This is a genomic window from Corynebacterium sp. LaCa_23 (assembly GCF_058182375.1).
In genome coordinates, this window is record NZ_CP190825.1 from 479,057 (window position 1) to 504,779 (window position 25,723).

At 62.5% G+C, this 25,723-nt stretch carries 27 protein-coding genes; 20 read left to right on the forward strand and 7 right to left on the reverse strand.

Going from position 1 to position 25,723, the window contains the following annotated elements; translation table 11 throughout:
* Positions 1–357 precede the first annotated feature (357 nt).
* The 9 genes from ACP8IT_RS02445 (at position 358) to ACP8IT_RS02485 (ending at position 7,654) form a co-directional block, all read left to right on the forward strand.
* Entirely contained in the window at positions 358–723 is a 366-nt protein-coding gene (locus ACP8IT_RS02445) for an SdpI family protein (RefSeq protein WP_126318322.1), read from the forward strand.
* Between the two features lie 211 nt (positions 724–934).
* Complete coding sequence (gene alr, locus ACP8IT_RS02450) at positions 935–2,032, forward strand: alanine racemase (RefSeq protein WP_284611549.1); 1,098 nt, start codon at positions 935–937, stop codon at positions 2,030–2,032.
* Positions 2,022–2,522: a tRNA (adenosine(37)-N6)-threonylcarbamoyltransferase complex ATPase subunit type 1 TsaE gene (gene tsaE, locus ACP8IT_RS02455; RefSeq protein ID WP_284611550.1), complete on the forward strand. Its 501-nt coding sequence runs from the start codon at positions 2,022–2,024 to the stop codon at positions 2,520–2,522. The genes alr and tsaE overlap by 11 nt, the downstream gene beginning before the upstream one ends.
* An 88-nt stretch (positions 2,523–2,610) precedes the next feature.
* On the forward strand, positions 2,611–4,200 hold the full coding sequence (locus ACP8IT_RS02460) for an aspartate:alanine exchanger family transporter (protein WP_490290327.1): 1,590 nt from the start codon (positions 2,611–2,613) through the stop codon (positions 4,198–4,200).
* Between the two features lie 173 nt (positions 4,201–4,373).
* Positions 4,374–4,883: a hypothetical protein gene (locus ACP8IT_RS02465; protein ID WP_005277164.1), complete on the forward strand. Its 510-nt coding sequence runs from the start codon at positions 4,374–4,376 to the stop codon at positions 4,881–4,883.
* Positions 4,883–5,575 carry a tRNA (adenosine(37)-N6)-threonylcarbamoyltransferase complex dimerization subunit type 1 TsaB gene (tsaB, locus tag ACP8IT_RS02470; protein WP_284628601.1) on the forward strand — a complete coding sequence of 231 codons (693 nt, stop codon included), beginning with the start codon at positions 4,883–4,885 and terminating at the stop codon, positions 5,573–5,575. The genes ACP8IT_RS02465 and tsaB overlap by 1 nt, the downstream gene beginning before the upstream one ends.
* A complete protein-coding gene (rimI, locus tag ACP8IT_RS02475; RefSeq protein ID WP_284628602.1) occupies positions 5,572–6,093 on the forward strand; it encodes a ribosomal protein S18-alanine N-acetyltransferase in 522 nt (173 codons plus the stop codon). The genes tsaB and rimI overlap by 4 nt, the downstream gene beginning before the upstream one ends.
* On the forward strand, positions 6,093–7,136 hold the full coding sequence (tsaD, locus tag ACP8IT_RS02480; RefSeq protein WP_284628603.1) for a tRNA (adenosine(37)-N6)-threonylcarbamoyltransferase complex transferase subunit TsaD: 1,044 nt from the start codon (positions 6,093–6,095) through the stop codon (positions 7,134–7,136). The genes rimI and tsaD overlap by 1 nt, the downstream gene beginning before the upstream one ends.
* Before the next feature lie 89 nt (positions 7,137–7,225).
* Positions 7,226–7,654 (forward strand): hypothetical protein, encoded by a 429-nt coding sequence (locus ACP8IT_RS02485; RefSeq protein WP_005277173.1) that lies wholly within the window; start codon positions 7,226–7,228, stop codon positions 7,652–7,654.
* 11 nt (positions 7,655–7,665) lie between these two features.
* On the opposite strand, the gene ACP8IT_RS02490 is transcribed toward ACP8IT_RS02485, so the two are convergent.
* Positions 7,666–8,301: a response regulator gene (locus ACP8IT_RS02490; RefSeq protein ID WP_474896635.1), complete on the reverse strand. Its 636-nt coding sequence runs from the start codon at positions 8,299–8,301 to the stop codon at positions 7,666–7,668.
* Positions 8,298–9,518, reverse strand: coding sequence for a sensor histidine kinase (locus ACP8IT_RS02495; RefSeq protein WP_490290328.1), 1,221 nt, complete (start codon positions 9,516–9,518; stop codon positions 8,298–8,300). The genes ACP8IT_RS02490 and ACP8IT_RS02495 overlap by 4 nt, the downstream gene beginning before the upstream one ends.
* A gap of 112 nt (positions 9,519–9,630) precedes the next feature.
* Here ACP8IT_RS02495 and ACP8IT_RS02500 point away from each other — a divergent pair, with 112 nt between their 5' ends.
* From ACP8IT_RS02500 to groL, 4 genes are all read left to right on the forward strand, one after another.
* A complete protein-coding gene (locus ACP8IT_RS02500; RefSeq protein WP_237791472.1) occupies positions 9,631–10,236 on the forward strand; it encodes an ABC transporter ATP-binding protein in 606 nt (201 codons plus the stop codon).
* Positions 10,220–11,482 carry an FtsX-like permease family protein gene (locus ACP8IT_RS02505; protein ID WP_490290329.1) on the forward strand — a complete coding sequence of 421 codons (1,263 nt, stop codon included), beginning with the start codon at positions 10,220–10,222 and terminating at the stop codon, positions 11,480–11,482. The genes ACP8IT_RS02500 and ACP8IT_RS02505 overlap by 17 nt, the downstream gene beginning before the upstream one ends.
* Positions 11,483–11,793: 311 nt before the next feature.
* Complete coding sequence (gene groES / locus ACP8IT_RS02510) at positions 11,794–12,087, forward strand: co-chaperone GroES (RefSeq protein WP_023028321.1); 294 nt, start codon at positions 11,794–11,796, stop codon at positions 12,085–12,087.
* Positions 12,088–12,096: 9 nt separating this feature from the next.
* On the forward strand, positions 12,097–13,722 hold the full coding sequence (gene groL, locus ACP8IT_RS02515; RefSeq protein WP_490290330.1) for a chaperonin GroEL: 1,626 nt from the start codon (positions 12,097–12,099) through the stop codon (positions 13,720–13,722).
* A gap of 368 nt (positions 13,723–14,090) precedes the next feature.
* Here the strand turns inward: groL and ACP8IT_RS02520 are convergent, their stop codons facing one another.
* A complete protein-coding gene (locus tag ACP8IT_RS02520; RefSeq protein ID WP_023016784.1) occupies positions 14,091–14,387 on the reverse strand; it encodes a WhiB family transcriptional regulator in 297 nt (98 codons plus the stop codon).
* Positions 14,388–14,806: 419 nt separating this feature from the next.
* Between ACP8IT_RS02520 and ACP8IT_RS02525 the strand changes: the two genes are divergently transcribed.
* Both ACP8IT_RS02525 and ACP8IT_RS02530 read left to right on the forward strand, forming a co-directional pair.
* Positions 14,807–15,379: a sigma-70 family RNA polymerase sigma factor gene (locus ACP8IT_RS02525; protein WP_005277195.1), complete on the forward strand. Its 573-nt coding sequence runs from the start codon at positions 14,807–14,809 to the stop codon at positions 15,377–15,379.
* 65 nt (positions 15,380–15,444) lie between these two features.
* Complete coding sequence (locus tag ACP8IT_RS02530) at positions 15,445–16,203, forward strand: hypothetical protein (protein ID WP_278723923.1); 759 nt, start codon at positions 15,445–15,447, stop codon at positions 16,201–16,203.
* 19 nt (positions 16,204–16,222) lie between these two features.
* Here the strand turns inward: ACP8IT_RS02530 and ACP8IT_RS02535 are convergent, their stop codons facing one another.
* Positions 16,223–16,594: a DUF5319 domain-containing protein gene (locus ACP8IT_RS02535; RefSeq protein ID WP_005277198.1), complete on the reverse strand. Its 372-nt coding sequence runs from the start codon at positions 16,592–16,594 to the stop codon at positions 16,223–16,225.
* Positions 16,595–16,714: 120 nt separating this feature from the next.
* On the opposite strand from ACP8IT_RS02535, the gene guaB reads away from it, so the two are divergent.
* The 3 genes from guaB (at position 16,715) to guaA (ending at position 21,223) form a co-directional block, all read left to right on the forward strand.
* On the forward strand, positions 16,715–18,235 hold the full coding sequence (gene guaB / locus ACP8IT_RS02540) for an IMP dehydrogenase (RefSeq protein WP_490290331.1): 1,521 nt from the start codon (positions 16,715–16,717) through the stop codon (positions 18,233–18,235).
* Positions 18,236–18,242: 7 nt separating this feature from the next.
* Positions 18,243–19,394, forward strand: coding sequence for a GuaB3 family IMP dehydrogenase-related protein (locus ACP8IT_RS02545; RefSeq protein WP_005277202.1), 1,152 nt, complete (start codon positions 18,243–18,245; stop codon positions 19,392–19,394).
* Positions 19,395–19,648: 254 nt separating this feature from the next.
* Positions 19,649–21,223, forward strand: coding sequence for a glutamine-hydrolyzing GMP synthase (gene guaA / locus ACP8IT_RS02550; RefSeq protein ID WP_474896638.1), 1,575 nt, complete (start codon positions 19,649–19,651; stop codon positions 21,221–21,223).
* Between the two features lie 63 nt (positions 21,224–21,286).
* On the opposite strand, the gene ACP8IT_RS02555 is transcribed toward guaA, so the two are convergent.
* The gene (locus ACP8IT_RS02555; protein WP_490290332.1) at positions 21,287–22,351 is read right to left on the reverse strand and encodes an HNH endonuclease signature motif containing protein; all 1,065 of its coding nucleotides are present in this window, start codon (positions 22,349–22,351) and stop codon (positions 21,287–21,289) included.
* A 137-nt stretch (positions 22,352–22,488) separates the two neighbouring features.
* The gene (locus ACP8IT_RS02560) at positions 22,489–22,908 is read right to left on the reverse strand and encodes a hypothetical protein (RefSeq protein ID WP_490290333.1); all 420 of its coding nucleotides are present in this window, start codon (positions 22,906–22,908) and stop codon (positions 22,489–22,491) included.
* Positions 22,909–22,966: 58 nt separating this feature from the next.
* Between ACP8IT_RS02560 and ACP8IT_RS02565 the strand changes: the two genes are divergently transcribed.
* Together ACP8IT_RS02565 and ACP8IT_RS02570 are read left to right on the forward strand one after the other, a co-directional pair.
* Entirely contained in the window at positions 22,967–23,635 is a 669-nt protein-coding gene (locus ACP8IT_RS02565; RefSeq protein WP_126318350.1) for a hypothetical protein, read from the forward strand.
* Complete coding sequence (locus ACP8IT_RS02570) at positions 23,632–25,164, forward strand: DNA polymerase Y family protein (protein WP_490290334.1); 1,533 nt, start codon at positions 23,632–23,634, stop codon at positions 25,162–25,164. The genes ACP8IT_RS02565 and ACP8IT_RS02570 overlap by 4 nt, the downstream gene beginning before the upstream one ends.
* On the opposite strand, the gene ACP8IT_RS02575 is transcribed toward ACP8IT_RS02570, so the two are convergent.
* Positions 25,161–25,718 carry an AMIN-like domain-containing (lipo)protein gene (locus ACP8IT_RS02575; RefSeq protein WP_023016792.1) on the reverse strand — a complete coding sequence of 186 codons (558 nt, stop codon included), beginning with the start codon at positions 25,716–25,718 and terminating at the stop codon, positions 25,161–25,163. The two genes, ACP8IT_RS02570 and ACP8IT_RS02575, sit on opposite strands and share 4 nt — an antisense overlap.
* Positions 25,719–25,723: the final 5 nt, after the last annotated feature.

Here is a 25,723-nt window from a genome sequence, read left to right on the forward strand (position 1 = left end):
TCCACTTTTCGGGGGTCGGGCCCGTGGTTGCGCTAACTTGGGGTACTCTGTTGCTCGAATTATTGTTGGCAGCAGCTTGGATTTCTAATGTGCGGGCGAAAGTAATTTTGCTATTTGTCGGGATTGCCTTTCACTAGGCATAGCTGTTTTTATGGGGTTGATTAGTTTCTCTATGGTGATGACGGGCGCCCTCGTGATGTACTTAGGGTCCGCTACTATTTACTTTGGAGGTGTCGAAGTGGGGCGTCGGCGCTATAGATCCCACGTGCCAGATTAATTCATGCTGGCGAGTATCTCGTATTTAAATTTGCTATTGCTTAGGCCGGAAATGTTCCAAAGGGCGGAAAAGAGACTTTAATGCTTGTTTCGACAGTTTTTATCATTATTGTTTTTAATGTTTTGAGTTTGTTGTGCTTCTTCATCTCTAAGGAGTCACCCAAGGGAAGCTTTAAGTCATGGGATTACAGCAGGATGCCTGGTATCATGACGTCTAACACGTTAAGTTCTCGAGAAGCTTGGAAGGCAGCACATCGTTCTACTTCCTTTTATTTCATGCTTCTTGCTGTCTACTTTGCTCTGGGATCCGTCGTTAATCTAGTTGTTTTATGGGCAAGGGTGGATGTTAATAGCGAGGTTGTTTTCACCGTGACCATTATGCTTGGTATTGGCATGTTTTTGGGTCTTGTGATCATGGGGGATCGGGTTGCTTCGCGAATTAAGTAGGTCGGTTTTCTTCGGGCGCTCGGTTTGATGGTAGTAGGTTCTACTGTAGGTGGTAATTTCGAGGCGGCTGCAAGTTCTTCTGTTTTAGTGCAGTGGGCGAATTCGTCGGTTGCTTCTTCTTTGCCTGCTGATCAAGAGGGGCCGAGGGGAGTGGGGTTTGGTGTATGTGGAGTAAATTCAGCGCGCGGGTGGAAAGTGGCACAATAGTGGCATGCTGAAAACCACAATTGATCTTGCTGCCATCGCGCACAATGTGCGGCTGATCAAGGAGAAGATCGGCCCAGACGTCAAGCTGATGTGCGTGGTGAAGGCGGATGCTTACGGGCACGGAGTAGAAAAGGTCGTGCCCGTAATGCTGGAAGCGGGGGCGGATTCCATTGGCGTCGCCACGCTGACAGAAGCCGTGCAGCTGCGGCGTATGGGTGTGGACTTACCCATCGCGGCATGGATCTGGCAGACGGATCAGGTGCTAGAAGAGGCCCTAGCATGTGGAATCCAGATTGCGGTCAATTCTCCCGCGCAGGCCCAGAAGCTAGTAGAGGCAGAGGTTCCCGCTGAGGTCTATATCAAGGTCGAAACCGGAATGCACCGCTCTGGGGTGGATAAGGCGGAGTGGGGTGAGGTTTTTGCGCTGCTGCGGGATGCCCCGCATATCACCGTCCTAGGCCTTATGTCCCACTTTGCCTGCGCCGACGATCCGGATAACACGCATAATGACACCCAGGAAGAAGAGTTTCGGCGCGCCCTGGATGCGGCGCACGCGGCGGGTCTGGAGTGTCCGGTCAATCATTTGGCTAATTCGCCGGCCACGCTCTCGCGCCCATCGGCGCACTTTGAGCAGGTGCGGGTGGGTATCGCGTGCTATGGGCTCGAGCCCATCGCGGGGCGGGACCATGGATTGTGCCCTGCAATGACGTGGTCCGGAACCGTCTTTGGGCTTAAGCCGATCGATAAGGGTGAGGCCACCAGTTACGGGCGTACCTGGAGCGCGGATAAGCCGGGTTTCCTAGCCACGGTGGATTGTGGCTATGCCGATGGTCTGCCGCGGGCGTACCAGGGCCACCTTCAGGTGGGCATCGGCGGGCGGCTTTATCCCCAGGTAGGCCGGGTGTGCATGGACCAAATTGTGGTGGATCTAGGAGAAAACCCGCACGGCATTACCCCCGGTGATGAGGCCATCATCTTTGGCCAGGGTGGCATGTCTGCCACCGAGCTTGCTGATGCCGTGGGCACCATCAACTATGAAGTGGTGTGCCGGCCCACCGGCCGCACCGAACGCGAATATATAGGAGAGTCCGATGCACAGTAACTTTCCGGAGCCTGGAACCCGCGATCTGGCAACGGTGGAACAGACCCACGCCTGCGGCAAGGAACTGGGCGCAGCGCTGGAAGCTGGCGATGTCGTCATCTTGGATGGCCCATTGGGCGCGGGCAAGACCACCTTCACCCAAGGCATAGCCCAGGGCATGCAGGTCAAGGGCCGGATTACCTCGCCCACGTTTGTCATTGCCCGCGTGCACCGCTCCCGGGTTGGGGGACCGGACTTGGTGCACGTGGATGCGTACCGCCTCTTGGATGAGGGCGGGGCCAATTCCGGCGATCCCCTGGGGGAGCTGGATGCCTTGGACTTGGATACCGAGCTTGCCGATGCTGTCGTCGTCGCCGAATGGGGCGGCGGCCTTATCGAGCAGATTGCGGATTCCTACCTCTTTGTGAGCATCGACCGCGAACCGGCGGAGTTCGCCGGTGCCGATGAGGACGTGCGCCGCGTCAGCTGGTCGTGGCGTCACAACGATTAGCTAGGACTCATTAATTTGAAGGTATAAGTGATGGATATCTTAGGGCGTCAAGTTGCTTTAGGTATTTAAGGTGCGGGATCCTTGAAGGGTGTTAGAACTCCTAGCCTCCAGTCCTCTGCTCGCCCTTTTTGCCATCATGGCCATCGGTTTGGCCATCGGCAAAATCAAATTCTTTGGCATCTCTTTGGGCGCCGCGGCCGCGATGTTCGTGGCGCTCGGGCTGTCTACCGCCAATCCGGATATCCAGATTCCACCGCTGGTGTATCAATTCGGCTTGGCCATCTTTGTCTATGCCATTGGCCTGAACTTCGGGCCGTCGTTCGTTCGCGAATTTGCTACCCGCGGCTGGAAGCTAACCGTCTTTATGATCGGCATGTTGGTCCTGCTCGTGGGCGTAGGCTTCGGGCTCATTCGCGTCTTCGGCCTCGATACGGATGTCGCCGCGGGTATGTTTGCTGGTTCGCTGTCGTCCACCCCAGGTATGGCAGCGGTGGTGGATATGCTGGGCAATTCCACCCCGGTCGTCGGCTATTCGCTGGCTTATCCGGGCGCGGTCATCGGCGCGATCCTGGTCGCCGCCATCGGCGCGAAAATTCTGAAGGTGGACCACGAGGCAGACGCCAAGGAAGAGGGGATGATTCCCGCCCCGCTGGTGGCCAAAGGCGTGCGGCTGACCAAAGACTTCCCGGATACGGCCGGGCACCTGTATCAAGTTACCGGGCACAGCGTGGTGGCCACCCGCGAGATTTCCGATATGGAACACCACCGGCTGGCGCAGCCGGATATGCCCCTGCGCAAGGGCGAAGCATTCCTTATTAATGGCTCCGAAAAAGACGTCGCCGGTGCCATCGAGGTGCTCGGTGAGGAATACCCCGTCGAGCTCACCCCAGAGGCGGGCCTGGAATTTAAGCGGATAACCGTGTCTAATCCGCAAATTGCGGGCAAGCGCATCCGCGATATCGATGCGCTCGAGCATGGATTCATCATCGCGCGCGTGCGCAAGGGCGATAGCGATGCGGTCCCGCACCCGGATATGGTGCTGAATTACTCCGACCGCGTGCGCGTAGTCTGTAGCTCGCACCACGTGCGCGAGGTGCGCAAGTACTTGGGCGATTCCGAATCGGCGCTCGGCAATGCTGACCTCTTATCCATGTCCATCGGTTTGACCTTGGGCATGCTGCTGGGCCTTATCCCCATCCCCATGCCGGGAGGATCGACCCTGCAGCTGGGCTTTGGTGGCGGCCCCGTCGTGGTCGGCCTATTCCTCGGCTACCTGAACCGCACCGGCCCCATCAATTGGCAGATGCCCTTCCACACCAGGGAAACACTTTCGAACCTGGGGCTGACGCTCTTCCTGGCGGGCGTGGGGACATCGGCAGGCGCATCGTTCCGCGATGCCCTGACGGATCCGTCCTCGCTGACCATCATCGGCGTTGGCTTTATCATTACCTTGGTATCGGCCATCCTCATCGGGGTCATCGGCATGCTGGTGCTGCGCTTGAAGTGGGACGAGGCCATGGGCTGTGCGGCCGGCATGACCACGAACCCGGCAGTATTTGCCTATATCCGGGGCCAAACCGGCACGGAGCTCGCTGGGCGCGGCTGGGCAACGGTGTACCCGACCACCATCATTGGCAAGATTATCGCCGCTCAGGTGCTGTTATTGTTATTGCTTTAGCCCCGTATGTCCCGCGCTAATTATTCTCCCACTGGGTAAGCCGCCTACACTGGCAGGCACTACCCCGTGGGTGAGTGTTTGTTGGCCGCCGAGTAGCCTCGGTAATAGAACTGACAATCACTTCACCATATGTACATATAGGACCCCTTGACCCGAGGAGCGTTACTCACCCCATGACTAAATTTGCTCGCAACCTGACCACGACCATTATCGCGCTGTTTATCATTGTGATGATGGTGCTCGTTGCCGGGGCCACCCTGCGTGATGAGGATTCCTTGGAGGGCAACCTCACCAACACCTTGCAGCATGCCCCGCGGAACCTCGAGGTAATGTCGCTTATTCCTTCTGATGTCTACGGTGCGGACTACAGCGCCATCGGCTTCATTTGCGAGGGCATGGCAGAAGACAAGGTCAAGGAAGCCGCCCCGAACCCTGATGACATCACCTTCGAGGACGGCGTTGTTCCTGAGGGCAAGAGCTACGTCATGGCGCTGGGCCACAACGTTGATCCCTATGTAGAGGAATTGGATTCCTCCGAGGTGGAGGTCTGCGAGATGATCAACGCCCAGGTTAAAGCCATGGAGCAGCAGGGCCACGGCCTAGACGGCGGGGTTCCGCTGGTCCAGGGCTCCCAGCCGCTGACCTTCCAGAGTGAAGACGGCGTGTGGAAGCTGGTCGGCTAATGCGCGTCCTGGCCATTGATACGGCGACGACCGCCCTGGTCACCGGGGCAGTCGACACCGAGTCAGGGCAGATTACGCAGCGCATTCTGGCCGATGCGCGCGCGCATAATGAGCGGCTCATGCCCACCATCCTCGAGGTAATGAGCGAGGCCGGTCTGGAGCTCGACGACCTCGACGCCATCGTTGCGGGCATGGGCCCTGGCCCCTTTACCGGCTTGCGCGTTGGCATGGCCACGGCGCAGGCGCTTGCCGATGCCCTCTCCATCCCCCTCCACGGCGTCTGCACCCACGATGCCATCGCGCACGCTGCGCTAGTTGGGGCCGATGCAGCCGATGAAAGGGAGGCGGCGGACGCGGCGCTAGTTGCCACCGATGCCCGCCGCAAGGAAATTTATTGGGCCACCTACCGCGCGGGACAACGCATTGCGGGCCCAGATGTATCGAAGCCGGGGGAGCTTGCCGTGCAGGATATCGCGCAGGTGATCATCCCGGAGAAGCTGGCCGACCAGCTGCCGGAAGAACTCGCCACGCTGCCGCGTAGCGAGGGCGCACCCACCGCCGAGGGCTTGGTGGCCGTCGCGCGGCTCGACGCGGATCCGGCGCCATTCGTGCCCATGTACCTGCGCCGCCCCGATGCGGTTCCGCCCAAAAAGCAGCAGCTTTCCGCGGCCATTCCAGAGGTGCGGCTGTGAACCTGCGCGAGCTCACCCCCGCCGATGCCCCGCGCTGCGCCGAGCTGGAAAAGGTGCTTTTTCCCGGTGAAACCCCGTGGACGGAAGCAGTATTTGAGCAAGAAATGGCCCAGCCCTTCAACTTTTACCTCGGGGTGGAAGGCGCCCTCGATCCCGCAGCGCCGGAGGAAGGCGAGGATCCGGTCTTATTGGGCTATGCCGGCATCGGCATGATGGGCCCAGCCGCAGATCCAGAGTTCGAAATCCACACCATCGGCGTCGATCCTAAGGCCCAGCGCCGCGGCATCGCGCGCATGATGATGGATAATATTTGCTATATCGCGGACCTAAAAAGCGCGCCGGTCTTTTTGGAGGTGCGCGTGGGAAACGATCCCGCCATCGAGCTATACCGGCGCTATGGCTTTAGCATCGAGGGAATCCGCCGCAATTATTACCAGCCCTCCGGCGCGGATGCGCACGTCATGGTGCGCCCCAGCCAGTCGCCACAAGCAAGCCAGCGCGAAGCAAAGGAGCAGTAATGAAGGTCATGGGCATCGAGTCCTCCTGTGATGAGACCGGCGTGGGCATCGTCGAGCTGGATCAGAACGGCCATATGGAGATCCTCGCCAATGCCGTTGCTTCGTCAATGCAGCAGCACGCGCGCTTTGGCGGCGTCGTGCCAGAAATCGCCTCCCGCGCGCACCTGGAGGCCATGCCGCAGGTGATGCGGGCGGCGTTGGAGGAGGCGGGCATCGATAAGCCCGATGCCATTGCCGCCACCGTGGGCCCGGGCCTGGCCGGCGCCCTGCTCGTCGGCGCTTCCGCTGCCAAGGCCTATGCCGCCGCGTGGGGCGTGCCTTTTTATGGCGTCAACCACCTCGGCGGCCACGTGGCCGTGGCCAACCTCGAGGGCGAGAGCCTGCCGCACTCGGTCGCGCTGCTGGTCTCCGGCGGGCACACGCAGTTGCTCGAGGTCGAGGCCGTGGGAAAGCCGATGCGCGAGTTGGGCTCCACGCTTGACGATGCCGCCGGTGAAGCCTACGACAAAGTCTCCCGCCTCCTGGGGCTGGGGTACCCGGGCGGGCCGGTCATCGATAAGCTGGCTAGCCGCGGAAAACCCACCATTGATTTCCCGCGCGGCATGTCGCGCGCCGAAGATCTGCGCGGCGAGCACCGGCATGATTTCTCGTTCTCGGGGCTAAAGACCTCCGTTGCGCGCTATGTGGAGCGCGCCGAAAAGGCCGGCGAGACCATCTCCGTGGAGGATGTATGCGCCTCGTTCCAAGAAGCTGTGGCCGATGTGCTCACCGCCAAGGCCATTCGCGCCTGCGAGGATACCGAGGCGAAGGTGCTCCTGCTCGGTGGCGGCGTCGTGGCCAATTCCCGGCTGCGGGAGCTGGCCGCCGAGCGCTGCAAGGCCGCTGGTGTGGAGCTGCGCGTGCCGCGGTTTAATCTGTGCACCGATAACGGCGTGATGATTGCTGCCCTCGGCGCCCAGCTCATTCATGAGGGTGCTGAGCCGTCGGGCCTGGGTATCGGCACCGATACGCAACTGGACGTGGAAGAGCCACAGTTAACCTAAAGTTCTTTTTCCTCGCACTGCGGGGTGGGGGAGTCGGCGGTAACGTTTAACGCGTTCACGCCCTCTCCGCTTTAAAGGAGCTTTCTCTCATGACCGTTGGTTTCCTCGTCAACCCCGATCTCACGCGCCGAAAAATCGAGTTCGAATTAGAACACGCCAACCAGTTCTTGGGCGGCACCACCGAGGATCGCGTCTCCGTCGTCTTTCAAGATGACGGTACGACCTACGCCGCGCTGTATAACCCAGAAGCCAAGCAGGAAGGCGCCGAGCCCAACCCGGTTGCATCCCTGGCACGCAATGCCGCGGACACGGGAAACTCCGCCTTTTTGCAAGACCCCATCCGCGCTATCAGCGGCCCGGTCATCTTCGTGGATGCAGAGGGCGAGGAGGACTCCATCGATGAGGTCATCGCTTCCGTCGAGCACGGCATCCGCGCGGTGAAAAACTACCGCGAGGATTTCCCTGACGAGTACACACTCTGGCGCGCGGCGGTCATCAACTCCACGAAGAGCGCGTAAGCACCCATCCTTTAGCGTTCGGTGTGGCGCAGCCACATCAGCACGGCCTTGACGCGGCGATTGGCGTCTTCGGGCCGAAACCCGAGCTTGAGAAAAACATTGGAGACGTGCTTGCTTACCGCCCCAGCGGTTAATACCAGCTTGTCTTCGATTTCTTGGTTGCTCAATCCCTGCGCCATCAGCCCCAAAACCTCGCGTTCGCGGGCGGTTAATTGGCTCAGCCCCGTGCGCCGCGCGGAGAGCAAGGCGGTAACCACTTCTGGGTCGACGACGGTGCCACCGCCCGCCACTTCCTCGAGGGTGTGCACGAATTCATCCACATCGGATACGCGCTCCTTGAGCAGGTAGCCGAATCCGCCGTGTTCTAAGAGCCGATCCAAGTAGCTTGCCGCCACGTACTGGCTAAGTACCACCACCGGTTGCGACGGGTCTGCCGCCCGCACATCGTGCACGGCGCGCAGCCCATCATCGCTCATGGTGGGCGGCATGCGGACATCGGAAATGATCAGATCGAAGTCATCGCTGTCTGCGCAGGCGCGCAATTCTTCCGCATCGTTGACGGCGGTCACGCTATGGCCCAGTGCCGCCAAAAGCTGTTCTAGCCCGGCGCGCAAGAGGGCAGAATCTTCTGCCAATAAGAGTTTCATCGCGCCTCCTTTAGCGGTAGTGAGATGGTCAATGTTGCTCCTTGTCCTTCTTCATGCGCGGGGGAGAAGTCGACGCTGCCGCCGAGCGCCGCGGCCCGCTCGCGCAGTCCGGCTAGGCCAGTGCCCCCAGTCGTTCCCGCGGGCTTTCCGGTGTTCGTGCCGGCGGTCGCGTCGGCGCTCGTGCCAACAGTCGCGTCGGCGCTGGTATCAGCACCGACACGGGAGTGCGCGGGGTCGGACGCGCTAGGGCCTACTCCTGTAGAGAAGCCACCGGAGCCGTTATCGCGGATGCTGAGGTGAAGATCGTCGCCAAAAGAGATGGACACGGTGGCGGCGGTGGCCGCGCCGTGGGTGGAGGCGTTGGTCAGCGCCTCTGCTACCGCGTGGTAGGCCAGCAGCGCCGTGGTTTCCCCAATCGATCGCTCCGCGCCTTCGACGTGCAGTTCCGCGTCGAGCCCGCTGTGGGCCAAGAGTTCATCGAGGGCGGGGATGAGGCCGTCATCGAAAAGCACCTGCGGTGCAATGCCGCGCACGGTAGCGCGCAGGGCGGAGAGGGCTTGGGTGGCGTTATGTTCGGCATCGGCAAGCGCCTGCTGGGCCTCGGGCGGGGACTGGAGTTTGGCCGCAGCCAGGTTGAGCTTGAGCGCGGTCAGGTACTGCTGCGGACCATCGTGGAGCTCGCGCTCGATGCGGCGGCGCTCGCCCGAAAAGGCATCAATAAGCGTGGCGCGCGAGGCCGCCAACTCCTGTGCGGAGGGGCTCAGGGCGAGCCGGGTGAGGGAAATGGAGGCTTTGACCAGCAGGCGGTTGAGCACCACCAGTAGGACGAAGAGCACGGCGGCCGCGAGCCAGCACACGACAAAAATCAATGGGCGATTATCGGTGGTCCACTCGCCGGCATTGAACTCGGCCTGCGGAATAAACGGCGCGATGACCAGTACGCCCGCGACAAAACCGACAGAGACCCAGTTGACAAAGCAGGCCACGCAAATAAGAAGCTGTAGTAAAAGGTGATAAAACTGCTGCCAATCAAACCATCTGTTGGCCCGCCGCGGGGGAATATCAACGCCCATCCACTTCGCGCCAATGCGGCCGATAAACTCTGCGGCGCGGGCTACCAGCGGAATCCACGGCAGCATGAGCACCGAAATCACGAGTCCCGGAAGGGCGAGTATTCCGAGGACGAGGCTCCACCCATTGGCCTTGACAGTTCGCATATCCGTTCAGCCTAGCCGCCGCGCCGGGGTGGGGGCAGTAGAGCTAGCCCCACCATTTTTCGGGCAGCCTTCCCCATCGCGCGTGCGGGGGCCGGCCGGTGGAATGGAAGGCATGTTAAAAGCACAGAATCTGAGCAAGCGCTACGGCAGCCATACCGCACTCGCCGAGGTGAACTTAAGCATCGAGCCGGGGGAATTTGTCGCTATTATGGGGCCATCCGGTAGCGGCAAGACCACGCTGTTGAACCTGCTCTCCGGGCTGGATAAGCCTAGCTCCGGCACGGTCAACGCGCCGGGCCGCACGGAGCGCGCCTTCGTATTCCAGGACTATAACCTGCTGGAATCGCTCAACGCCTGCAAAAATGCCACGTTGACCGCGCACTTTTCCGGCCGGCGCTGCAGCCGGGACGCGGTGCAGAAGACCTTTGCGTCTCTGGGGCTTGACGGGCTGGAGCGCCGCCTGCCCGCGCAGCTGTCCGGCGGCCAGCAGCAGCGCGTCGCCGTCGCCCGCGCCTTGCTGGCCGGTGCGCCGTATATCTTCGCCGATGAGCCTACGGGCGCGCTTGACGATGCCACCGCCCAGCTCGTCCTCACTCACCTCCGCACCGCCGCACGGGGCGGGGCCGCGGTGGTCATGGTGACCCACTCGCACCTCGCCGCGGAGGCCGCCGACCGCATTATCGAGCTCCAGGAGGCCAACCATGCTGGTGTGGCTTAAGGACTTACAAAGCAATTGGCTCTCATGGCTTGCCGTGGCCTTGACCATGGTGGTCTCATCGGCCGCGTGCGCGCTGGCGGTATCGATGCTGGTGGCCACCTCGGATGCGGACGAAGATCCCACGGGGCCGCTCGGCGGCACCGTGCTGGGCATGGCGGTCTGCACAGTGGTGTTGATCACGCTGTCGCAGATGCGGCTGATTATTGAAGAACGCGAACCCGTGTACCGCTCGTGGCGCATGATTGGTATGCCTGGGTGGATGATCAATAGCTTCATCGTGGGGCAGGTGATTGCCGTGAGTGCTATCGCTGCGCTGATAGGGACCTTCCCGGCACGCCTGTTTGTTGAACCCATGGCCGCGGCCTTTCGCAGTGATGGGATTCCCATGCCGGAGTTGGCCATTACCCCGCTAGTCATCCGCATCGCTGTATCCATTTGCGTGGCATCGGCGGTCTGCGGTGCCCTAGTGCCACTGCGCCGGGTCTTTCGCCCGCGGGTGGAACCGCGCCGCGTGTGGGTGATGCTGCGCTGCCTTGTGGCTGCCGGTTTGGTGGGCGGTGCCGTGTACGGCTGCCTGCAGATAGAGGAGCCGGCCGATAGCATCGCCGCTTCCATGGGGCTGGTCATCCTGGTGGCATTCATGACGCCATGGCTCATGCCCGCCGTGGACCAATGGACGCGACTATGCGGCATCGCCGGGGCCAATGTGCGGGTGCGCCGCCGCTTTTCCGTGCCCCATATCGTCCCGTGGGTGCTGTTTGGTGGCTTGATTGTCGCGGTCGGCTCGGGGATAAGGATGTTCAAAAGTAGTATGGGCGACTTAGACACCTTGTCATCGGGGCAGGTCTTCGCGGCGTTTCTCGGCCCAGTCGTGGCCCCAAGCATCGTTGGTGCGGTGTTGACTTCACTCATTATGCGCTCGCGCATCGCCAGCGATGTTCGCGGACTGCGGTTGGCCGGTGCCTCGCCAGCAGCGTGGGTGCGGGTGCAGGTGGGCGAGGCCTTCTGCCTGACTATTACTGCTGCGGCCATAGTCATCACCTTGAGCGCAACGGTGGTCGCGCTGCTCAACCACCTGCTGCAGACCGATTCTCATTCCGGGATGAGCGCCCTATGGGAGGGCTTCGCCGGGGTGTGGTGGGCGCCATTCGGCCTAATTTTTGGCGCCATGTTTCTTGCGCTGTGCGCGGTCAAGCTCATTCTCGCGGGATTCCTGCGCTCAACCGCCCAGATCCGCACAAACTGATGGATGAATCGCCGATATTCTGATGGGTAGAACGCGCTCAAACTGATGGGTGAAACGGCTTCAAACTGGTGGATGGATTTAAAATGACTGCTCAAGGCTGCTTATTCACCGTCTTTGACCTACACGGCGCATTAGTGTGGCCCCGCTGCGGGGGTCGCGTCGTTGTTGAGGGTTAGCAGTCACGAGGGTAGAGTGCTAATCAGGTTGTTTGACCCACAGTTGTTCACCCGCGACGACGGCTGTGCTGGACATCCACAACCGGCACGCGCGCGCCATTAAGGCGCGCAAACGAACAATACGGAGGAAACATCATGGCAACTATTAAGCCGCTTGAGGACCGCGTCCTCGTACAGATCGTAGAAGCAGAATCCACCACCGCATCCGGCCTGGTTATTCCGGATTCCGCAAAGGAAAAGCCGCAGGAAGCTACCGTTATTGCCGTCGGCCCGGGCCGTTGGGAAGACGAAGATGACCGCATCCCAATGGATGTTAAAGAAGGCGACACCGTTGTCTTCTCCCGCTACGGTGGCACCGAGCTGAAGTACGACGGTGAAGAGTACCTGCTGCTGAGCCAGCGCGACATCCTCGCCATCATCGAGAAGTAGGAAATACTTATGGCAAAGCTTATTGCATTCGACCAAGAAGCCCGCGAGGGAATTCAGCGCGGCGTCGATACGCTGGCTGATGCCGTCAAGGTCACCCTCGGCCCCCGCGGCCGCAACGTCGTGCTGTCCAAGGCCTTCGGTGGCCCGACCGTCACCAACGACGGCGTGACCATCGCCCGCGATATCGACGTCGAGGAGCCCTTCGAGAACCTCGGCGCCCAGCTGGTCAAGTCCGTTGCGGTCAAGACCAACGACATCGCCGGCGATGGCACCACCACCGCTACCTTGCTGGCCCAGGCGCTCATTTTTGAGGGCCTGCGCAACGTTGCAGCCGGCGCTAATCCGGTAGAGCTTAACCGCGGCATCTCCGCGGCGGCGGAAAAGGCCGTCGAAGAGCTCAAGGCGCGCGCCACCCCGGTCAACTCCGCCTCTGAAATTGCGCAGGTAGCCACCGTGTCCTCCCGCGATCCGGAGGTCGGCGAGATGGTTGTCGGCGCCATGGAAAAGGTGGGCAAGGACGGCGTTGTTACCGTTGAGGAGTCCCAGACCATGGACTCCACCGTGGATGTCACCGAAGGTATTTCCTTTGACAAGGGCTACCTTTCCCCGTACTTCGCTACGGAGGAAGAGACCAACCACGCGGTGCTTGATGATGCCGCCATTTTGCTCGTCCGCAACAAGATTTCTTCCCTGCCGGACTTCTTGCCGCTGCTGGAAAAAATCGCGGAGACCAACCGCCCGACCCTCATCATCGCGGAAGACGTTGAAGGCGAGCCGCTGCAGGCGCTCGTGGTCAACTCCATCCGCAAGGTCCTGAAGGTCGCCGCCGTAAAGGCACCGTACTTTGGCGAGCGCCGCAAGGGCTTCATGGATGACTTGGCCGTGGTTACCGGCGCCACCGTGGTGGACCCTGAGGTGGGCGTCAACCTGAACGAGGTCGGCCTTGAGGTGCTGGGTTCCGCGCGCCGCGTGACCATCACCAAGGAAGACACCGTGCTTGTCGATGGCGGCGGCAGCGCCGCAGCCCTCGATGATCGCCGTGAACAGATCCGCGGCGAAATCGCCCGTACCGACTCCACCTGGGATAAGGAAAAGCTCGAGGAGCGCTTGGCTAAGCTCTCCGGCGGCGTCGCCGTTATCCGCGTCGGTGCCGCAACCGAGACCGAGGTCAACGAGCGCAAGCTGCGCGTCGAGGACGCCATCAACGCCGCTCGCGCGGCCGTAGAAGAAGGCGTCATCGCCGGCGGCGGCTCCGTGCTGGTGCAGATCTCCAAGGAACTCGAGTCCTTTGCCCAGGACTTCGAGGGCGAGGCTAAGGTCGGCGTGCTCGCCGTTGCCCGCGCCCTGACCCGCCCGGCATTCTGGATTGCAGAAAACGCAGGCCTCGATGGCTCTGTCATCGTCTCCCGCGTATCTGAGATGGCCAACGGTGAAGGCTTTAACGCCAACTCCCTGGAGTACGGCAACCTCATCGATAACGGCATCATCGATCCCGTGAAGGTCACCCACTCCGCAGTGGTCAATGCCACCTCCGTTGCCCGCATGGTTCTTACCACCGAGGCATCCGTCGTGGAAAAGCCGCAGGAAGAAGACAACGCTGAGGCCGGTCACGGCCACGGCCATCACCACCACTAATTCCTGCGCTATAGCCCAGAGCCCGCCGCGGCCTCCCCGTCTTATTGGGTCGGCTTGCGGCGGGCTTCTGGCTTATACGTAAAGCACGCGGAAACCATAACCCGTGCGATGCCCCGGTAGGCCTTTTTAGCCGCCAGTGGCAGAAGGAGAGAGGATAGTTCACAAAAGCCGCCAAGCTTTGGGTTCCTCCTCAGCCGGCGGCCGCCTCGTCTTTAGTGGCACGCTCCAGGACTTAGCGGGCTCGAAGGAGTCCCTCACGGGGCGTTATTTGCAGCAGGCGCTGGCCAAGCAGGGCTAGTCCGGAACCCCGGACTCCCGCCCGCCGCGAGCGAGGTGTGTGGGCTTTACGCGCTAACTTAAATTGTGGCTTAAGCGTTGACCGTTGCGCGGCGACGCTTGCGCAGCGCCACCACGCGCTCAGACTCGCTCATTCCGCCCCAGACGCCATACGGTTCGGCCGAACGCAGGGCGTGCTCGCGGCAGAGCTCGATAACCGGGCAGGAATTGCAGATGGCCTTGGCGCGGTTTTCGCGCTGGGCGCGGGCGCGGCCACGCTCTCCGTCTGGATGGTAAAACACGTCCGAGTTTTCACCGCGGCACGCACCTTGCAACTGCCAATCCCAAACATCTGCAGTAGGTCCGAGAAGAGACTTGGACTGAGACACGTTTCTTAAGCTCCTTATAACAGGACGAGAATTCTTACGCTGGCGGCCGGTGGAGAGTCATCCGCGAACCGCAACGATTTGTAGTGTGTCGCGTCTTGGTAAACAAAGGGTTACTAGTATTTAACTTCTAGGTATTGTATTTATTTATGGGACTCGTTAGCGCCCATTTACCTGCAATAATGACTAAGGTTAACGAATTATGAATTTTCCTCTTTCTATTGTGCAGGGGGCATAAACCCGCCTTCAATGCGGGTACAACCGCTGGGCGCGGGTTTCTTGGTGGGGTTTTCTTTGCTGGGGCATCGCCAAGCACGGGCAGTGCCGAGGCGGAGGTGTGCAACGCAATAGTCCCTTTGCACTCCCTGCCCCAGAGGAAATATGGTTGAATATCGATTTAATAGTCTGCAGAGGGTGCACTCGTGAGCGATAAGGATAAAGAGCTAGCGGAACTCGTCCCGCTGGCCGCTGGTGGTAGCCGCCGCGCACTGCAATCTATCCTGCAAATTATTCATCCGCAGGTGCTGCGTTATTGCCGCGCGCGCATCGGTGGCGGGCGCCAGCCCACCGCGGAAGACGTGACCCAAGAAATCTGCCTCGCCGTCGCCACCTCTATCGATTCCTATGAAGACAAGGGCCGGCCGTTTATGGCCTATGTCTACGGCATCGCTTTTAATAAGGTCACCGATGCCCACCGCGCCATGGGCCGCGACCGCTCTACACCCACCGAAGAGCTTCCAGAAAGCACCGCGAACGAGGCGACTCCCGAGGAATGGGCGCTGGAAAATGACGGTAGTAACAGAATGCGCGCCTTGCTCGATACCTTAAGTGACAAGGCAAAAAACATCGTTATTTTGCGCGTGTTCGTTGGTCTTTCGGCAGAAGAAACCGCCGATATCGTGGGGTCTACCCCGGGTGCGGTTCGCGTCGCACAGCACCGAGCTCTCGCACAATTGCGAAAGGCTCTTGGGCAACAACTAGCTACCGAGGGCTAAAGCCACAACCCCCGCTCTAGTCGCACGCGTACACCTTAAGAAAGGAAGGAGGGACAGAAACCATCATGGCCTCCAAGCATTCTAAAAAGAATAACGATGACCTGACGGAGCAGCTCCAGCCCTTGGTAGATGATGATGCATTCCTCACCGAGCTGTCGCAGGGCAAAGATCCCTCCAACGGCAGCGATGAGCTCGCTGGGCTACTGCTGGGGCTGAAGCGGGACATCGATAAGCAGATGCCGCCAGCCCCGCGCGTGGATGGGGTAGAGGAAGAACCGGAAGTCGTAAGCCTCAATAAGGTGCGGTCTCGCCGGCGCAATCGCCCCGTGATGCATGGGCTTATCGGCGCGGCCGCCGCCACTGTGATCCTCGCCGGTGCGGGCGGGGTCATGGTTAATTCCGGCGCCTTTGATCACCCAGATGAAACCCGCAACGTGGAGCTGGCCGGGACCTTAGATGAGATGGAATCCCGCGCGGCAGAGGGAGATATCGAAGGCGCGCGCGAACTCATGAAGGAAGCCCGCGCCAAGCTCGAAGAGGCTGAAGGCAAGGAAGAAAACGCCATCGCCGCCAAGGAAGAGGCCGAAAAGAAGCGCTCTGCCCGTCCGAAGCACACGACCGTGACGGAAACCGCCACCGAGACCGTGCCGGGTCAGCAGCCGCAGGACAAGCCCGAACCAGCGCCGAAGACCGTGACGGAAACGCAGTACCAGACCTCAACCGTGGTGGTAACGGAGCAAGCACCGGAGAACTCGCAGCCGGAGACGCGCGAGCCCGAAGAAAGCCCCACCACAACCATTCAGTTGGGGCCAGGCTCCGAGTAACTAGGGCGGTACTTACGCCCTAGCGGTTTTCCAAGCCGTCGACGTAACCCAGCGCGTAGTCCCACGGCACGTAGCGGCGCGGGTCCGGCTCTGCCCCCGGCTCGTGTACTGGGGCGAGCTCGCCTGCCAGCGTGGCGCGCATATTGGCGGCCATAATGTCCCACTCGTAGAAGTGGTTTTCCTGGCAGTCTTCACACAGGAAGAAGATGCCATCGATCCCGCGCGGGCCGAGCACACTTGCGAATTTCTCTACCAAGGCGAGATCGTGGATAAGGGCGAGGCGGTCTTCATCGGAAAGCGGCATGACCTGCTCGTCCTCCTCCAAGAAGGAGGCGGGGTCATTCGGATCGTCTGCAAAAGGATCGCGGGGCATATTGGCGAAGAAGTTCACGCCTGCGAGCCTATTGAACTTGCCCGCTTAAGGCAATTAACCCCTAGCCTGAATGGTGTCATTGGCCGGGCACGCACTACAGTTGGGGTAGCCGCTGAACCTGTTTAAGGAGATACCTCGATGAGCGATTACCCTATTCACACTGGTGGAGATGACCCGAACAAGGTAGCCCTGCGCGGCTTGACCTTTGATGACGTGCTTCTTTTGCCCGCCGAGTCCAATATCGTGCCCTCCGAGGTCGATACCGGCGCGCAATTTACCCGCAATATTCGCCTAGGCGTGCCGCTGGCATCCGCAGCGATGGATACCGTGACCGAGGCCCGCATGGCCATCGCCATGGCGCGCCAGGGCGGCATCGGTGTGCTGCACCGCAACCTGTCTGCGGAAGCGCAAGCTGAGCAGGTAGAAATCGTCAAACGCTCCGAGTCCGGCATGGTTACGGACCCGGTCACCGCCCGCCCCGAGATGACCATTGGCGAGGTCGACGCCCTGTGCGCCCGCTTCCGCATTTCCGGCCTGCCGGTCGTGGATAAGGACGGCACCCTGCTGGGCATTTGCACCAACCGCGATATGCGTTTCGAGCCGGACTTTGACCGCAAGGTCAGCGATGTCATGACCGCGATGCCGCTCGTCGTCGCGCGCGAGGGCGTGTCCAAGGACGAGGCCCTAGAGCTGCTGTCGGCCAATAAGGTAGAAAAGCTGCCGATTGTTGATGCCAATAACAAGCTCATTGGCCTTATTACCGTCAAGGACTTCGTCAAATCCGAGCAGTACCCCAACGCCTCCAAGGATGCTTCCGGCCGTCTGTTGGTTGCCGCGGGCATTGGTACCGGCGAGGAGTCCTATCAGCGCGCCGCCGCGCTTGTCGATGCCGGCGTTGATGCCCTTGTCGTCGATTCCGCCCACGCCCACAATAACCGCGTGCTCGAGATGGTCTCCCGCGTGAAGAAGGACTTTGGCGACACGGTCGATGTCATTGGCGGCAACCTCGCCACCCGCGAGGCCGCCCAGGCGATGATCGACGCCGGCGCGGATGCCATCAAGGTCGGCATCGGCCCGGGCTCCATCTGCACCACCCGCGTCGTCGCCGGCGTTGGTGCGCCGCAGATCACCGCGCTGATGGAAGCCGCAGCCGTCGCCGCTCCCGCGGGCGTGCCGGTCATCGGCGATGGCGGCATGCAGTACTCCGGTGACATCGCCAAGGCGCTGGCTGCCGGTGCCGATACCGTCATGCTGGGCTCCATGTTCGCCGGTACCACTGAGGCACCCGGTGACATCGTGGTCTACCAGGGCAAGCAGTACAAGCGCTACCGCGGCATGGGTTCCATGGGTGCTATGCAGGGCCGCGGGCTCTCCGGCGAAAAGCGTTCCTACTCCAAGGACCGCTACTTCCAGGCTGACGTACGCAGCGAGGACAAGCTGGTGCCAGAAGGCGTGGAGGGTCGCGTGCCCTTCCGCGGTGAGATCGATGCCATCGTGCACCAAATCATCGGCGGCCTGCGCGCGGCCATGGGCTACACCGGCTCGGCCACCCTAGATGAGCTCAAGACCAAGCGATTTGTCCAGATCACCGCCGCGGGACTGAAGGAATCCCACCCGCACCACCTGCAGCAAATCGCCGAAGCCCCGAACTACCGCTAGGACAAACATGCGTGAATACGCCGAAATCGGCATCGGCCGCGAGGCCCGCCGCACCTTTGATTTAGACCAGGTCTCCATCGTCCCCCAGCGCCGCACGCGCTCGTCCAAGGACGTGGATACCACCTGGAATATCGATGCCTATACCTTCGATACCCCCTTCGTTTCGCACCCCACCGATGCTCTCGCCACGCCCGAGTTCGTCATCGAGATGGGCAAGCAGGGCGGGCTCGGTGTCATCAACGCCGAAGGCCTGTGGGGCCGCCACGAGGACCTCGAGGGTGCCTTGGCACGCATCTATTCCCAGCCGGGCGATAATTCCACCATTCAGGAGCTGCACGCCGCCCCGCTTGACGATGCCCTCCTTGCCTCCCGCATTGCCCAAGTGCGCGAGTCCGGTGTGACCGTCGCCGTGCGCGTTTCGCCCCAAAATGCCCGCGAGATGGCGCCCAAGGCCATCGCGGCTGGGGCCGAGTTACTGTTCATCCAGGGCACGCTGCTGTCCGCGGAACACGTCGCCACCGGCGGCGAGCCGCTGAACCTGAAGGAATTTATCGGCTCGCTTGAAGTACCCGTCATCGCCGGTGGCGTGGCGGACTACACCACGGCGCTGCACCTGATGCGCACCGGGGCGGCCGGCGTCATCGTGGGCGCGGGAGTGACGACTAACGCGGAAACCGTCGGCATCGATACCGCCATGGCCACCGCCATTGCCGATGCCGCCGCCGCCCGCCGCGACTACCTCGACGAGACCGAAGGCCGCTACGTGCACATCATTGCGGATGCGGAATTCGATAACTCCGGGACCATCGCCAAGGCCTTCGCCTGCGGCGCCGATAGTGTCGCGCTCGGCCCCCTTCTTGCCCAGGCCCGAGAGGCAGGCGGTAGGGGATGGTACTGGCCGGCTACCGCAGGCCATCCTCGGTTCCCGCGCGGATACGCGCAGTTCGCCGGCGTCGATACCGACCTCGATGTGGATTTCCTCACCGCAGGCGATGCTGCGCCCGTGGCTGCGCCGAGCCTGGAAACCGTGCTGCACGGCCCATCCAGCGAACCATTCGGCCGCACCAACCTCGTGGGTGCGCTGCGGCGTGCCCTCGCAAAGTGTGGGTACACCGACTTGAAGTCGTTCCAGAAGGTCGAGCTCGCGGTTCGCTACTAAGTAGCGCGCGGCGCGCCTCGCACGGTGCGGGCTCGCGCTGCTGCGCCCCGAGTCCCACCGCGCGCCGAATCGCTGCGCCCGGCGCCGCCGCGCCCACGGCTTCCTGGCGCACCCTGTGTTACTTGCGTCCATGGGCCCTCGCGCACCCCGATTCGCTTGCGCGGCCCGCGCCACCACGGCGCGAAAGCCGCCGCAATGCCCTACATGAGCAAGCGCTTCCTGGGCCGCGGGGCCTATGGGTTAGACTATGGGGCGTGACTAAGCCAAATACTACCCCGCGCCCAGTCCTCGTCGTGGACTTTGGCGCTCAGTACGCGCAGCTCATTGCCCGCCGCGTGCGCGAGGCCAAAATCTATTCCGAGGTTGTTTCCAACTCCGCCTCTATCGAGGAAATCAAAGCCAAGGACCCCGCCGCGCTTATTTTGTCCGGCGGCCCGTCGTCCGTCTATGCCGACGGTGCCCCAGCGCTCAAGCCTGAGCTGCTAGAGCTTGGCGTTCCGGTCTTCGGCATTTGCTACGGATTCCAGGCCATGAACCACATCCTCGGCGGTACCGTATCGTCTACCGGTGAGCGTGAATACGGCCGCACCGACATCGACGTCAAGGGCGGCATCCTGCACGAGGGCCTCGAGCCCACGCACAAGGTATGGATGTCCCACGGCGACGCCGTCTCCGCCGCCCCCGAGGGCTTCGACGTAACCGCAACCTCCGCTGGCGCGCCCGTGGCCGCCATGGAGTGCCCGGCCAAGCAGATGGCCGGCGTGCAGTACCACCCAGAGGTGCTGCACTCGCCGCACGGCCAAGAAGTGCTCACCCGCTTCCTCACGGAGATCGCCGGTCTGGAGCAGAACTGGACCGCCGATAATATCGCCGAGCAGCTCATCGCGGATATCCGCACCCAAGTAGGCGAGGAAGGCCGCGCTATTTGCGGCCTGTCTGGTGGCGTGGACTCTGCGGTCGCTGCAGCCTTGGTGCAGCGCGCCATTGGCGATCGCCTGACCTGCGTCTTCGTCGACCACGGCCTGCTGCGCGCGGGCGAGCGCGAGCAGGTTGAAACGGATTTCGTGGCCTCGACCGGCGCCAAGCTGGTCACCGCCGACGAGCGTTCGGCCTTCCTCAAAAAGCTGGCGGGTGTTAGCGACCCCGAGGAAAAGCGCAAGGCCATCGGTGCGGAGTTCATCCGCTCCTTCGAGCGCGCCGTGGCCGGCGTGCTTGACGATGCCCCCGCCGGCTCCACCGTCGACTACCTCGTCCAAGGCACCTTGTACCCGGACGTCGTCGAATCCGGCGGCGGCGATGGCACCGCCAATATTAAGTCGCACCACAACGTCGGCGGCCTGCCGGATGACGTCGAGTTCGAGCTCGTCGAGCCGCTGCGCCTGCTCTTTAAGGACGAAGTGCGCGCGGTGGGCCGCGAGTTGGGCCTGCCGGAAGAGATCGTCGGCCGCCAGCCCTTCCCGGGCCCTGGCCTGGGCATCCGCATCATCGGCGAGGTTACCGAGGATCGCCTCGAGACCCTGCGCCAGGCGGATCTGATTGCCCGCACCGAGCTGACCAACGCTGGCTTGGACGAGCAGATTTGGCAGTGCCCGGTCGTGCTGCTTGCCGATGTCCGCTCCGTCGGCGTCCAAGGCGATGGCCGCACCTACGGCCACCCCATTGTGCTGCGCCCGGTATCTTCCGAGGACGCCATGACCGCGGACTGGACCCGCTTGCCGTATGACGTGCTAGAGAAGATCTCCACCCGCATCACCAACGAGGTTAAGGACGTCAACCGCGTGGTCTTGGATTGCACCTCCAAGCCACCGGGAACCATCGAGTGGGAGTAAAACCCACAAAACGGCATGCGTATAAGGCGCTCAGTACTTGAGCGCCTTTTCGCATACCTGCGGCTAGTTGCGGGGTGTTACGGGTGGCCGCCAGACGATGCGACCGCCCACCCTTTCTAGCCGTCCGCGCCGAGGCGGGGCATTGGGATCGTCGTCGTTGATGCCGTTGTGGTAAGCACAGCACACGACGAGGTTGTTCATATTGGTCTCCCCGCCGCGGCTCCAGGCCGTGAGGTGGTGGACCTGGGATAAATCGGCCGGCTGATTGCATCCGGGCCAGGCGCAGCGCGGATTTTCCGCGGCCGCCATCATCCTCTGTTTATCGGTGGCCACGCGCGCCGTGCGGTAGAGGTTGACCGGCCCTTCTACAGGATGCACGAGGGTGACATAGCCCGTTTCGCCATCACCGCTGCCGCTGCCGCTGGGGCCGGGGGCGGAATAGCCGGCATCGTTAAGCACGCGGCGCAGGTACTCGGTACCGGACATGGTCGCACCGTTGGTGAGATCGAGTTGCACGTCGTCGCCGTGGCCGTCGCGGATGCGAATGAATTTCTCCAGCGGCACGATGGCGTTGGTGACCACCGTGGAGCGCGCGGCGCTGCCGGCGCCGAAGAAGATATCTTCCACCGCCTGCAGCGGCTTTTTATCGGCGGCTGTAATCGCGCCCTGCAGATCCGCAATGAAGCGGGAGGTACCAGTAATGGCGAGCGTCCAGTAGTCATTGGGGCGCCGGTAGGTGCGCACGCCGGGGCTGACCGTGGACTTTTTCATCTCGCGCACCCGGCGCCGGGCGTGTTTGATAATGGCGCTCATCTCCGCGGACATCGCACAGCACTCCGCGCGCAGCTCCCACGCCTGCTTCTTGCTGGGCGCGCGGTTGACCACGCGCTCGATGCCGGCAAGGAGGGCAATGGGGTGGGAGTTGGCGCGGGCATCGGCAATGGCGCGGCGCTGCATCCGGCTAAAGGCGGTGCGGCCGTAGTAGCTTTCGCATAGAAGGAGCAGGTCGGCGGCGATGGCATCGGGCGCGCCGCGCTCCATGAGCTCAGCCCCAGATAGCCCGCGGCACGCGGCGATGATATCCATGCCGGGCGCGAGGGCGGTGAGGTAGGTCTCGAGTGCGTTCATGCCGCCTACGCTAAGGCGGTGTTAGCCCGCGCTCAATCGCTAGGGCAACCGCAAAGGCGCAATCTGTGGATAACCCGAATCTGCAGCGCGAAAACCAGGGGAAATCCTGTGGATAAGTCCCCGCAGTGTCGCATGGATTAGACAAAGGCCAGCCGGCGCGTGCCATCCACGTGGGGGAAGGCGATAAAACTTATACCTGAGACCGCAACCCACACCAGCGCTGAGCCCCACGCGGGCAGGCCGAGGATGGGTGCGAGCATAATAAGGAGCCACAAAATCATCAGCGGTACTAGCTGCGCGATGGTGGGGATGAGATCGGCATCGTGCCGGTCGGTGTAGGAGCGCATCTCGCGGCGGTAGGGGTGGGCAAAGACCAAGACGAAGGCCGCCACGAGGCAGACCGCGGCCCCAGATAGGGTGGCGAAGAAATGGGTGCGGGTGGTCAGCAGCGCGACGGTGGCACCGAGCAGGATGGAGGATCCGAGGCGCACCCACGGCGGGGTGGGGATGGGGGTTGGATTCTCGCGCATAGCACCGTAGGCCTCGTTCAGGTTCATGCGCTTAAGGCTACCATTCGAACATACAGTTGCATGTGTCCGGTTGAGGGTTCATACTGTGTGGGTGAGTCAAACGAACGTTCGCCTGGAAAAAGCGGTAGCGGGGCTGGAGAGGTCCGACCGCGTTGCGGTGCTGCGCGCCCGCATGCAGGCGATGGAGCAGGAGGATGAAGACGAGCTGGTAGATACCGTTCCCCAGCTGGCGCGGCTACTTCCCGCAGGTGGGCTCGCTCGGCGGAAGGTGGTCTCGTGTGCGGAGTGTCCCGCGCTCGTGGTGGAGCTTATCTGCCATCTTACGGCCCGCGGGGGCCATGTGGGGATAGTGGGGTGGCCGGATCTTTCTCTCGCACAAGTTTCCGAAATGGGGCAGCTTAACAACGTGGTCACCGTCCCCGATCCGGGCCTGGAGTCATGGGCGGTAACCAGTGTGCTGGCAGAGGGCATGGACCTTATCGTCCACCATGGCCCGCCCGGCGAGCTGAGCCCGGCCAAGGCGCGGCCGGTGTGGGCGAAGATCCGCGGCGGGCAGGCTGCGGTGCTGACCGTGGGCGCGCGGCTGCCGGGCACCGCGGTGCGCATTGGGGCGGAGGTGAGTACGTATCGGGGCATCGGCAAGGGCAGCGGGCGCATCCGCGGCGTGGATATCGATCTTGCGGTGGACTCGAAAAAGGGCACGGCGCGCGGGAGCCTCACCATGGGCGAAGCCCGCAGGTTGGAGGCCGTATGAGGGTGGCCGCGGTGTGGTTTCCGGATTGGCCCATCCAGGCGGTTGGGCAGGCGGGGCCGGTGCTGATCGCGCGCAATCATGCGGTGCTGGTGTGCGATAGCGCGGCGCGCCGGGCGGGCATTCGGCGTGGGATGCGCCTGCGACAGGCCCAGGCGATTTGCCCTGAGGTAAAGGTGGTGGAGGCGAACCCGGATAGGGACGGCGCGGCCTTCGCGGAGATTGCGGCGGGCTTGGACGCCGTGGCCTCGTCCGTGGAGGTGCTGCGGCCCGGCCTGGCCATCGTGGACGCGGGGGCGGCGCTGCGCTATCACGGGCCGGAGGCGCTGGAGATGCTTGCCGATGCCACCGCGCACGCCGGTTTTGATTCCACCCTCGGCGTGGCAGACGAGATCGCCACGGCCATCATCGCGGCTCGGCACCGCGGGGTAGGCGCGGTGGTGCCGGAGGGCGGGTCCCGGGATTTCTTGACCGCCCAGCCCGTGGGCGTCTTAGCCGAGGAGGCTGCGCTGGGGTTTTCTGCGGAATTTGTGGCCCAGCTGCAGAAATTGGGCGTGCGCCGGTTAGGTGATGTGGCGGCGCTGCCATTTAAGCAGGTGGTTACCCGGTTTGGGCAGCAGGGCAAACGCGCGCACGAGGTGGCGCACGCGCGGGCGGACCGGCGGGTGTCCCCGGAAATGGCGCGGCCCGATCTGTCCGTGAGCAGCGAGCAATCCATCGAGCGCGTGGATGCGGCGGCATTCGTGGCCAGGCAATTGGCCGCGCAGTTGCACGCGCGGTTGGCGGAGGCGGAAGTGGTGTGCGTGCGCCTGCGCGTGGTGGCGGAGCTGGCCACTGGTGAAACCGTGGCCCGGGTATGGCGCACGCACGAGGCGTTGACGGAGCAAGCGACCGCGGACCGGGTGCGCTGGCAGCTGGATGGGTGGCTTACGGCGGCGCGCTCGAGCGGCAAGGACGGCGCCGCGATCGTGCGGCTGGTGCTCGAGCCGGTGGAGGTGGCCAAGCCGCAGGCCGATGGCCTCTGGGGCGGGGATGCCTCACAGGAACAGGTCAAGCGGGTGATTTCGCGCGTGCAATCGCAGCTGGGCATAGACCGCGTCTTGCAGCCGCGGGCCGCCGGTGGCCGTGGGGTGGCCGAGCGCATCGAGTACGTGCCCTATGGGGAGCAGCGCGATGCCACGCCGCAGGGCAGCTGGCCGGGCAGGATTTCCGCACCGCTTCCCGCGCGCCTAGGCGGCGGGCCGAACCACCCGGCCGCGCGCATTCGGCTTATCGATGCCGCCGCGCGGGACGTCATCGTCACCGCCGAGGCCCTCCTATCCTCTGTGCCCGTGGCGCTCGGGTGGGGCGCGCACCGCTACCGCGTTATCGGCTGGGCTGGCCCGTGGCCGGTGGATACGCAGTGGTGGACCGAAAAACCACAGCATGCGGCGCGGCTACAAATTGTGGGCCAGGCTGAGCGGGAACAGCGCCAGCGCGCCTGGCTCTTGGTGTGGGCAGAGGGGCGCTGGCGCGTGGAAGCGACGTATTAGGAGCGAATATCTACCACGAGGCGCGTGGGATTTTCTAGCACCTGTACGGAATAAGGCTTGCGCTGGTTCATGCCGATGACAAACTGGCTGCGGCCCTCATAGGTGCGGCCGTTGACCACTTGGGTAATAACGCCGCCGGCAGGTGCCTCGACGATGCCAATGCGCGGCTCGTCGATGCCTGCCTCAAACGGATAGACCACGCCATCGATATTGACATTGAGCGCGGTATCACCGGAATAGTTAATGGGTTGGCCAGAGCCTTGCTGCTTGGGATTATCGGCGTAATCCACGAACCAGCCCGGGGAGCCTTCGCCCTCGAGCTCGAAGACGGCGCGCTCAAAACCATCGTGCTGGCCCACGCGCACCTTGGTCACCACGAGCTGCGAAGGGGCCTCGGGGCGCAGCGTTTTCATGCTCATATCCGCCTCACCCAGCGGGTTGATGTGCGAGTTTCCCACAGAGGCCGCCATGGTGGTGTCATCCGCTGATTCGGTGCTGCAGCCGGTGAGGAAGGCTGCGGCGGCAAGCAGGAGCGAGAGGCGGGCTTTATACATGACCA

Coding starts and splice junctions, on each gene's coding strand:
- ACP8IT_RS02500 (WP_237791472.1), top strand. CDS start 9,631: ATGTTAAAAGCACAGAATCTGAGCAAGCGCTACGGCAGCCATACCGCA.
- ACP8IT_RS02495 (WP_490290328.1), bottom strand. CDS start 9,518: ATGCGAACTGTCAAGGCCAATGGGTGGAGCCTCGTCCTCGGAATACTC.
- ACP8IT_RS02570 (WP_490290334.1), top strand. CDS start 23,632: ATGAGGGTGGCCGCGGTGTGGTTTCCGGATTGGCCCATCCAGGCGGTT.
- guaB (WP_490290331.1), top strand. CDS start 16,715: ATGAGCGATTACCCTATTCACACTGGTGGAGATGACCCGAACAAGGTA.
- ACP8IT_RS02530 (WP_278723923.1), top strand. CDS start 15,445: ATGGCCTCCAAGCATTCTAAAAAGAATAACGATGACCTGACGGAGCAG.
- tsaB (WP_284628601.1), top strand. CDS start 4,883: ATGCGCGTCCTGGCCATTGATACGGCGACGACCGCCCTGGTCACCGGG.
- alr (WP_284611549.1), top strand. CDS start 935: ATGCTGAAAACCACAATTGATCTTGCTGCCATCGCGCACAATGTGCGG.
- ACP8IT_RS02505 (WP_490290329.1), top strand. CDS start 10,220: ATGCTGGTGTGGCTTAAGGACTTACAAAGCAATTGGCTCTCATGGCTT.
- ACP8IT_RS02555 (WP_490290332.1), bottom strand. CDS start 22,351: ATGAACGCACTCGAGACCTACCTCACCGCCCTCGCGCCCGGCATGGAT.
- ACP8IT_RS02575 (WP_023016792.1), bottom strand. CDS start 25,718: ATGTATAAAGCCCGCCTCTCGCTCCTGCTTGCCGCCGCAGCCTTCCTC.
- tsaE (WP_284611550.1), top strand. CDS start 2,022: ATGCACAGTAACTTTCCGGAGCCTGGAACCCGCGATCTGGCAACGGTG.
- ACP8IT_RS02485 (WP_005277173.1), top strand. CDS start 7,226: ATGACCGTTGGTTTCCTCGTCAACCCCGATCTCACGCGCCGAAAAATC.
- ACP8IT_RS02465 (WP_005277164.1), top strand. CDS start 4,374: ATGACTAAATTTGCTCGCAACCTGACCACGACCATTATCGCGCTGTTT.
- tsaD (WP_284628603.1), top strand. CDS start 6,093: ATGAAGGTCATGGGCATCGAGTCCTCCTGTGATGAGACCGGCGTGGGC.
- ACP8IT_RS02490 (WP_474896635.1), bottom strand. CDS start 8,301: ATGAAACTCTTATTGGCAGAAGATTCTGCCCTCTTGCGCGCCGGGCTA.
- groL (WP_490290330.1), top strand. CDS start 12,097: ATGGCAAAGCTTATTGCATTCGACCAAGAAGCCCGCGAGGGAATTCAG.
- ACP8IT_RS02445 (WP_126318322.1), top strand. CDS start 358: ATGCTTGTTTCGACAGTTTTTATCATTATTGTTTTTAATGTTTTGAGT.
- groES (WP_023028321.1), top strand. CDS start 11,794: ATGGCAACTATTAAGCCGCTTGAGGACCGCGTCCTCGTACAGATCGTA.
- ACP8IT_RS02560 (WP_490290333.1), bottom strand. CDS start 22,908: ATGAACCTGAACGAGGCCTACGGTGCTATGCGCGAGAATCCAACCCCC.
- ACP8IT_RS02545 (WP_005277202.1), top strand. CDS start 18,243: ATGCGTGAATACGCCGAAATCGGCATCGGCCGCGAGGCCCGCCGCACC.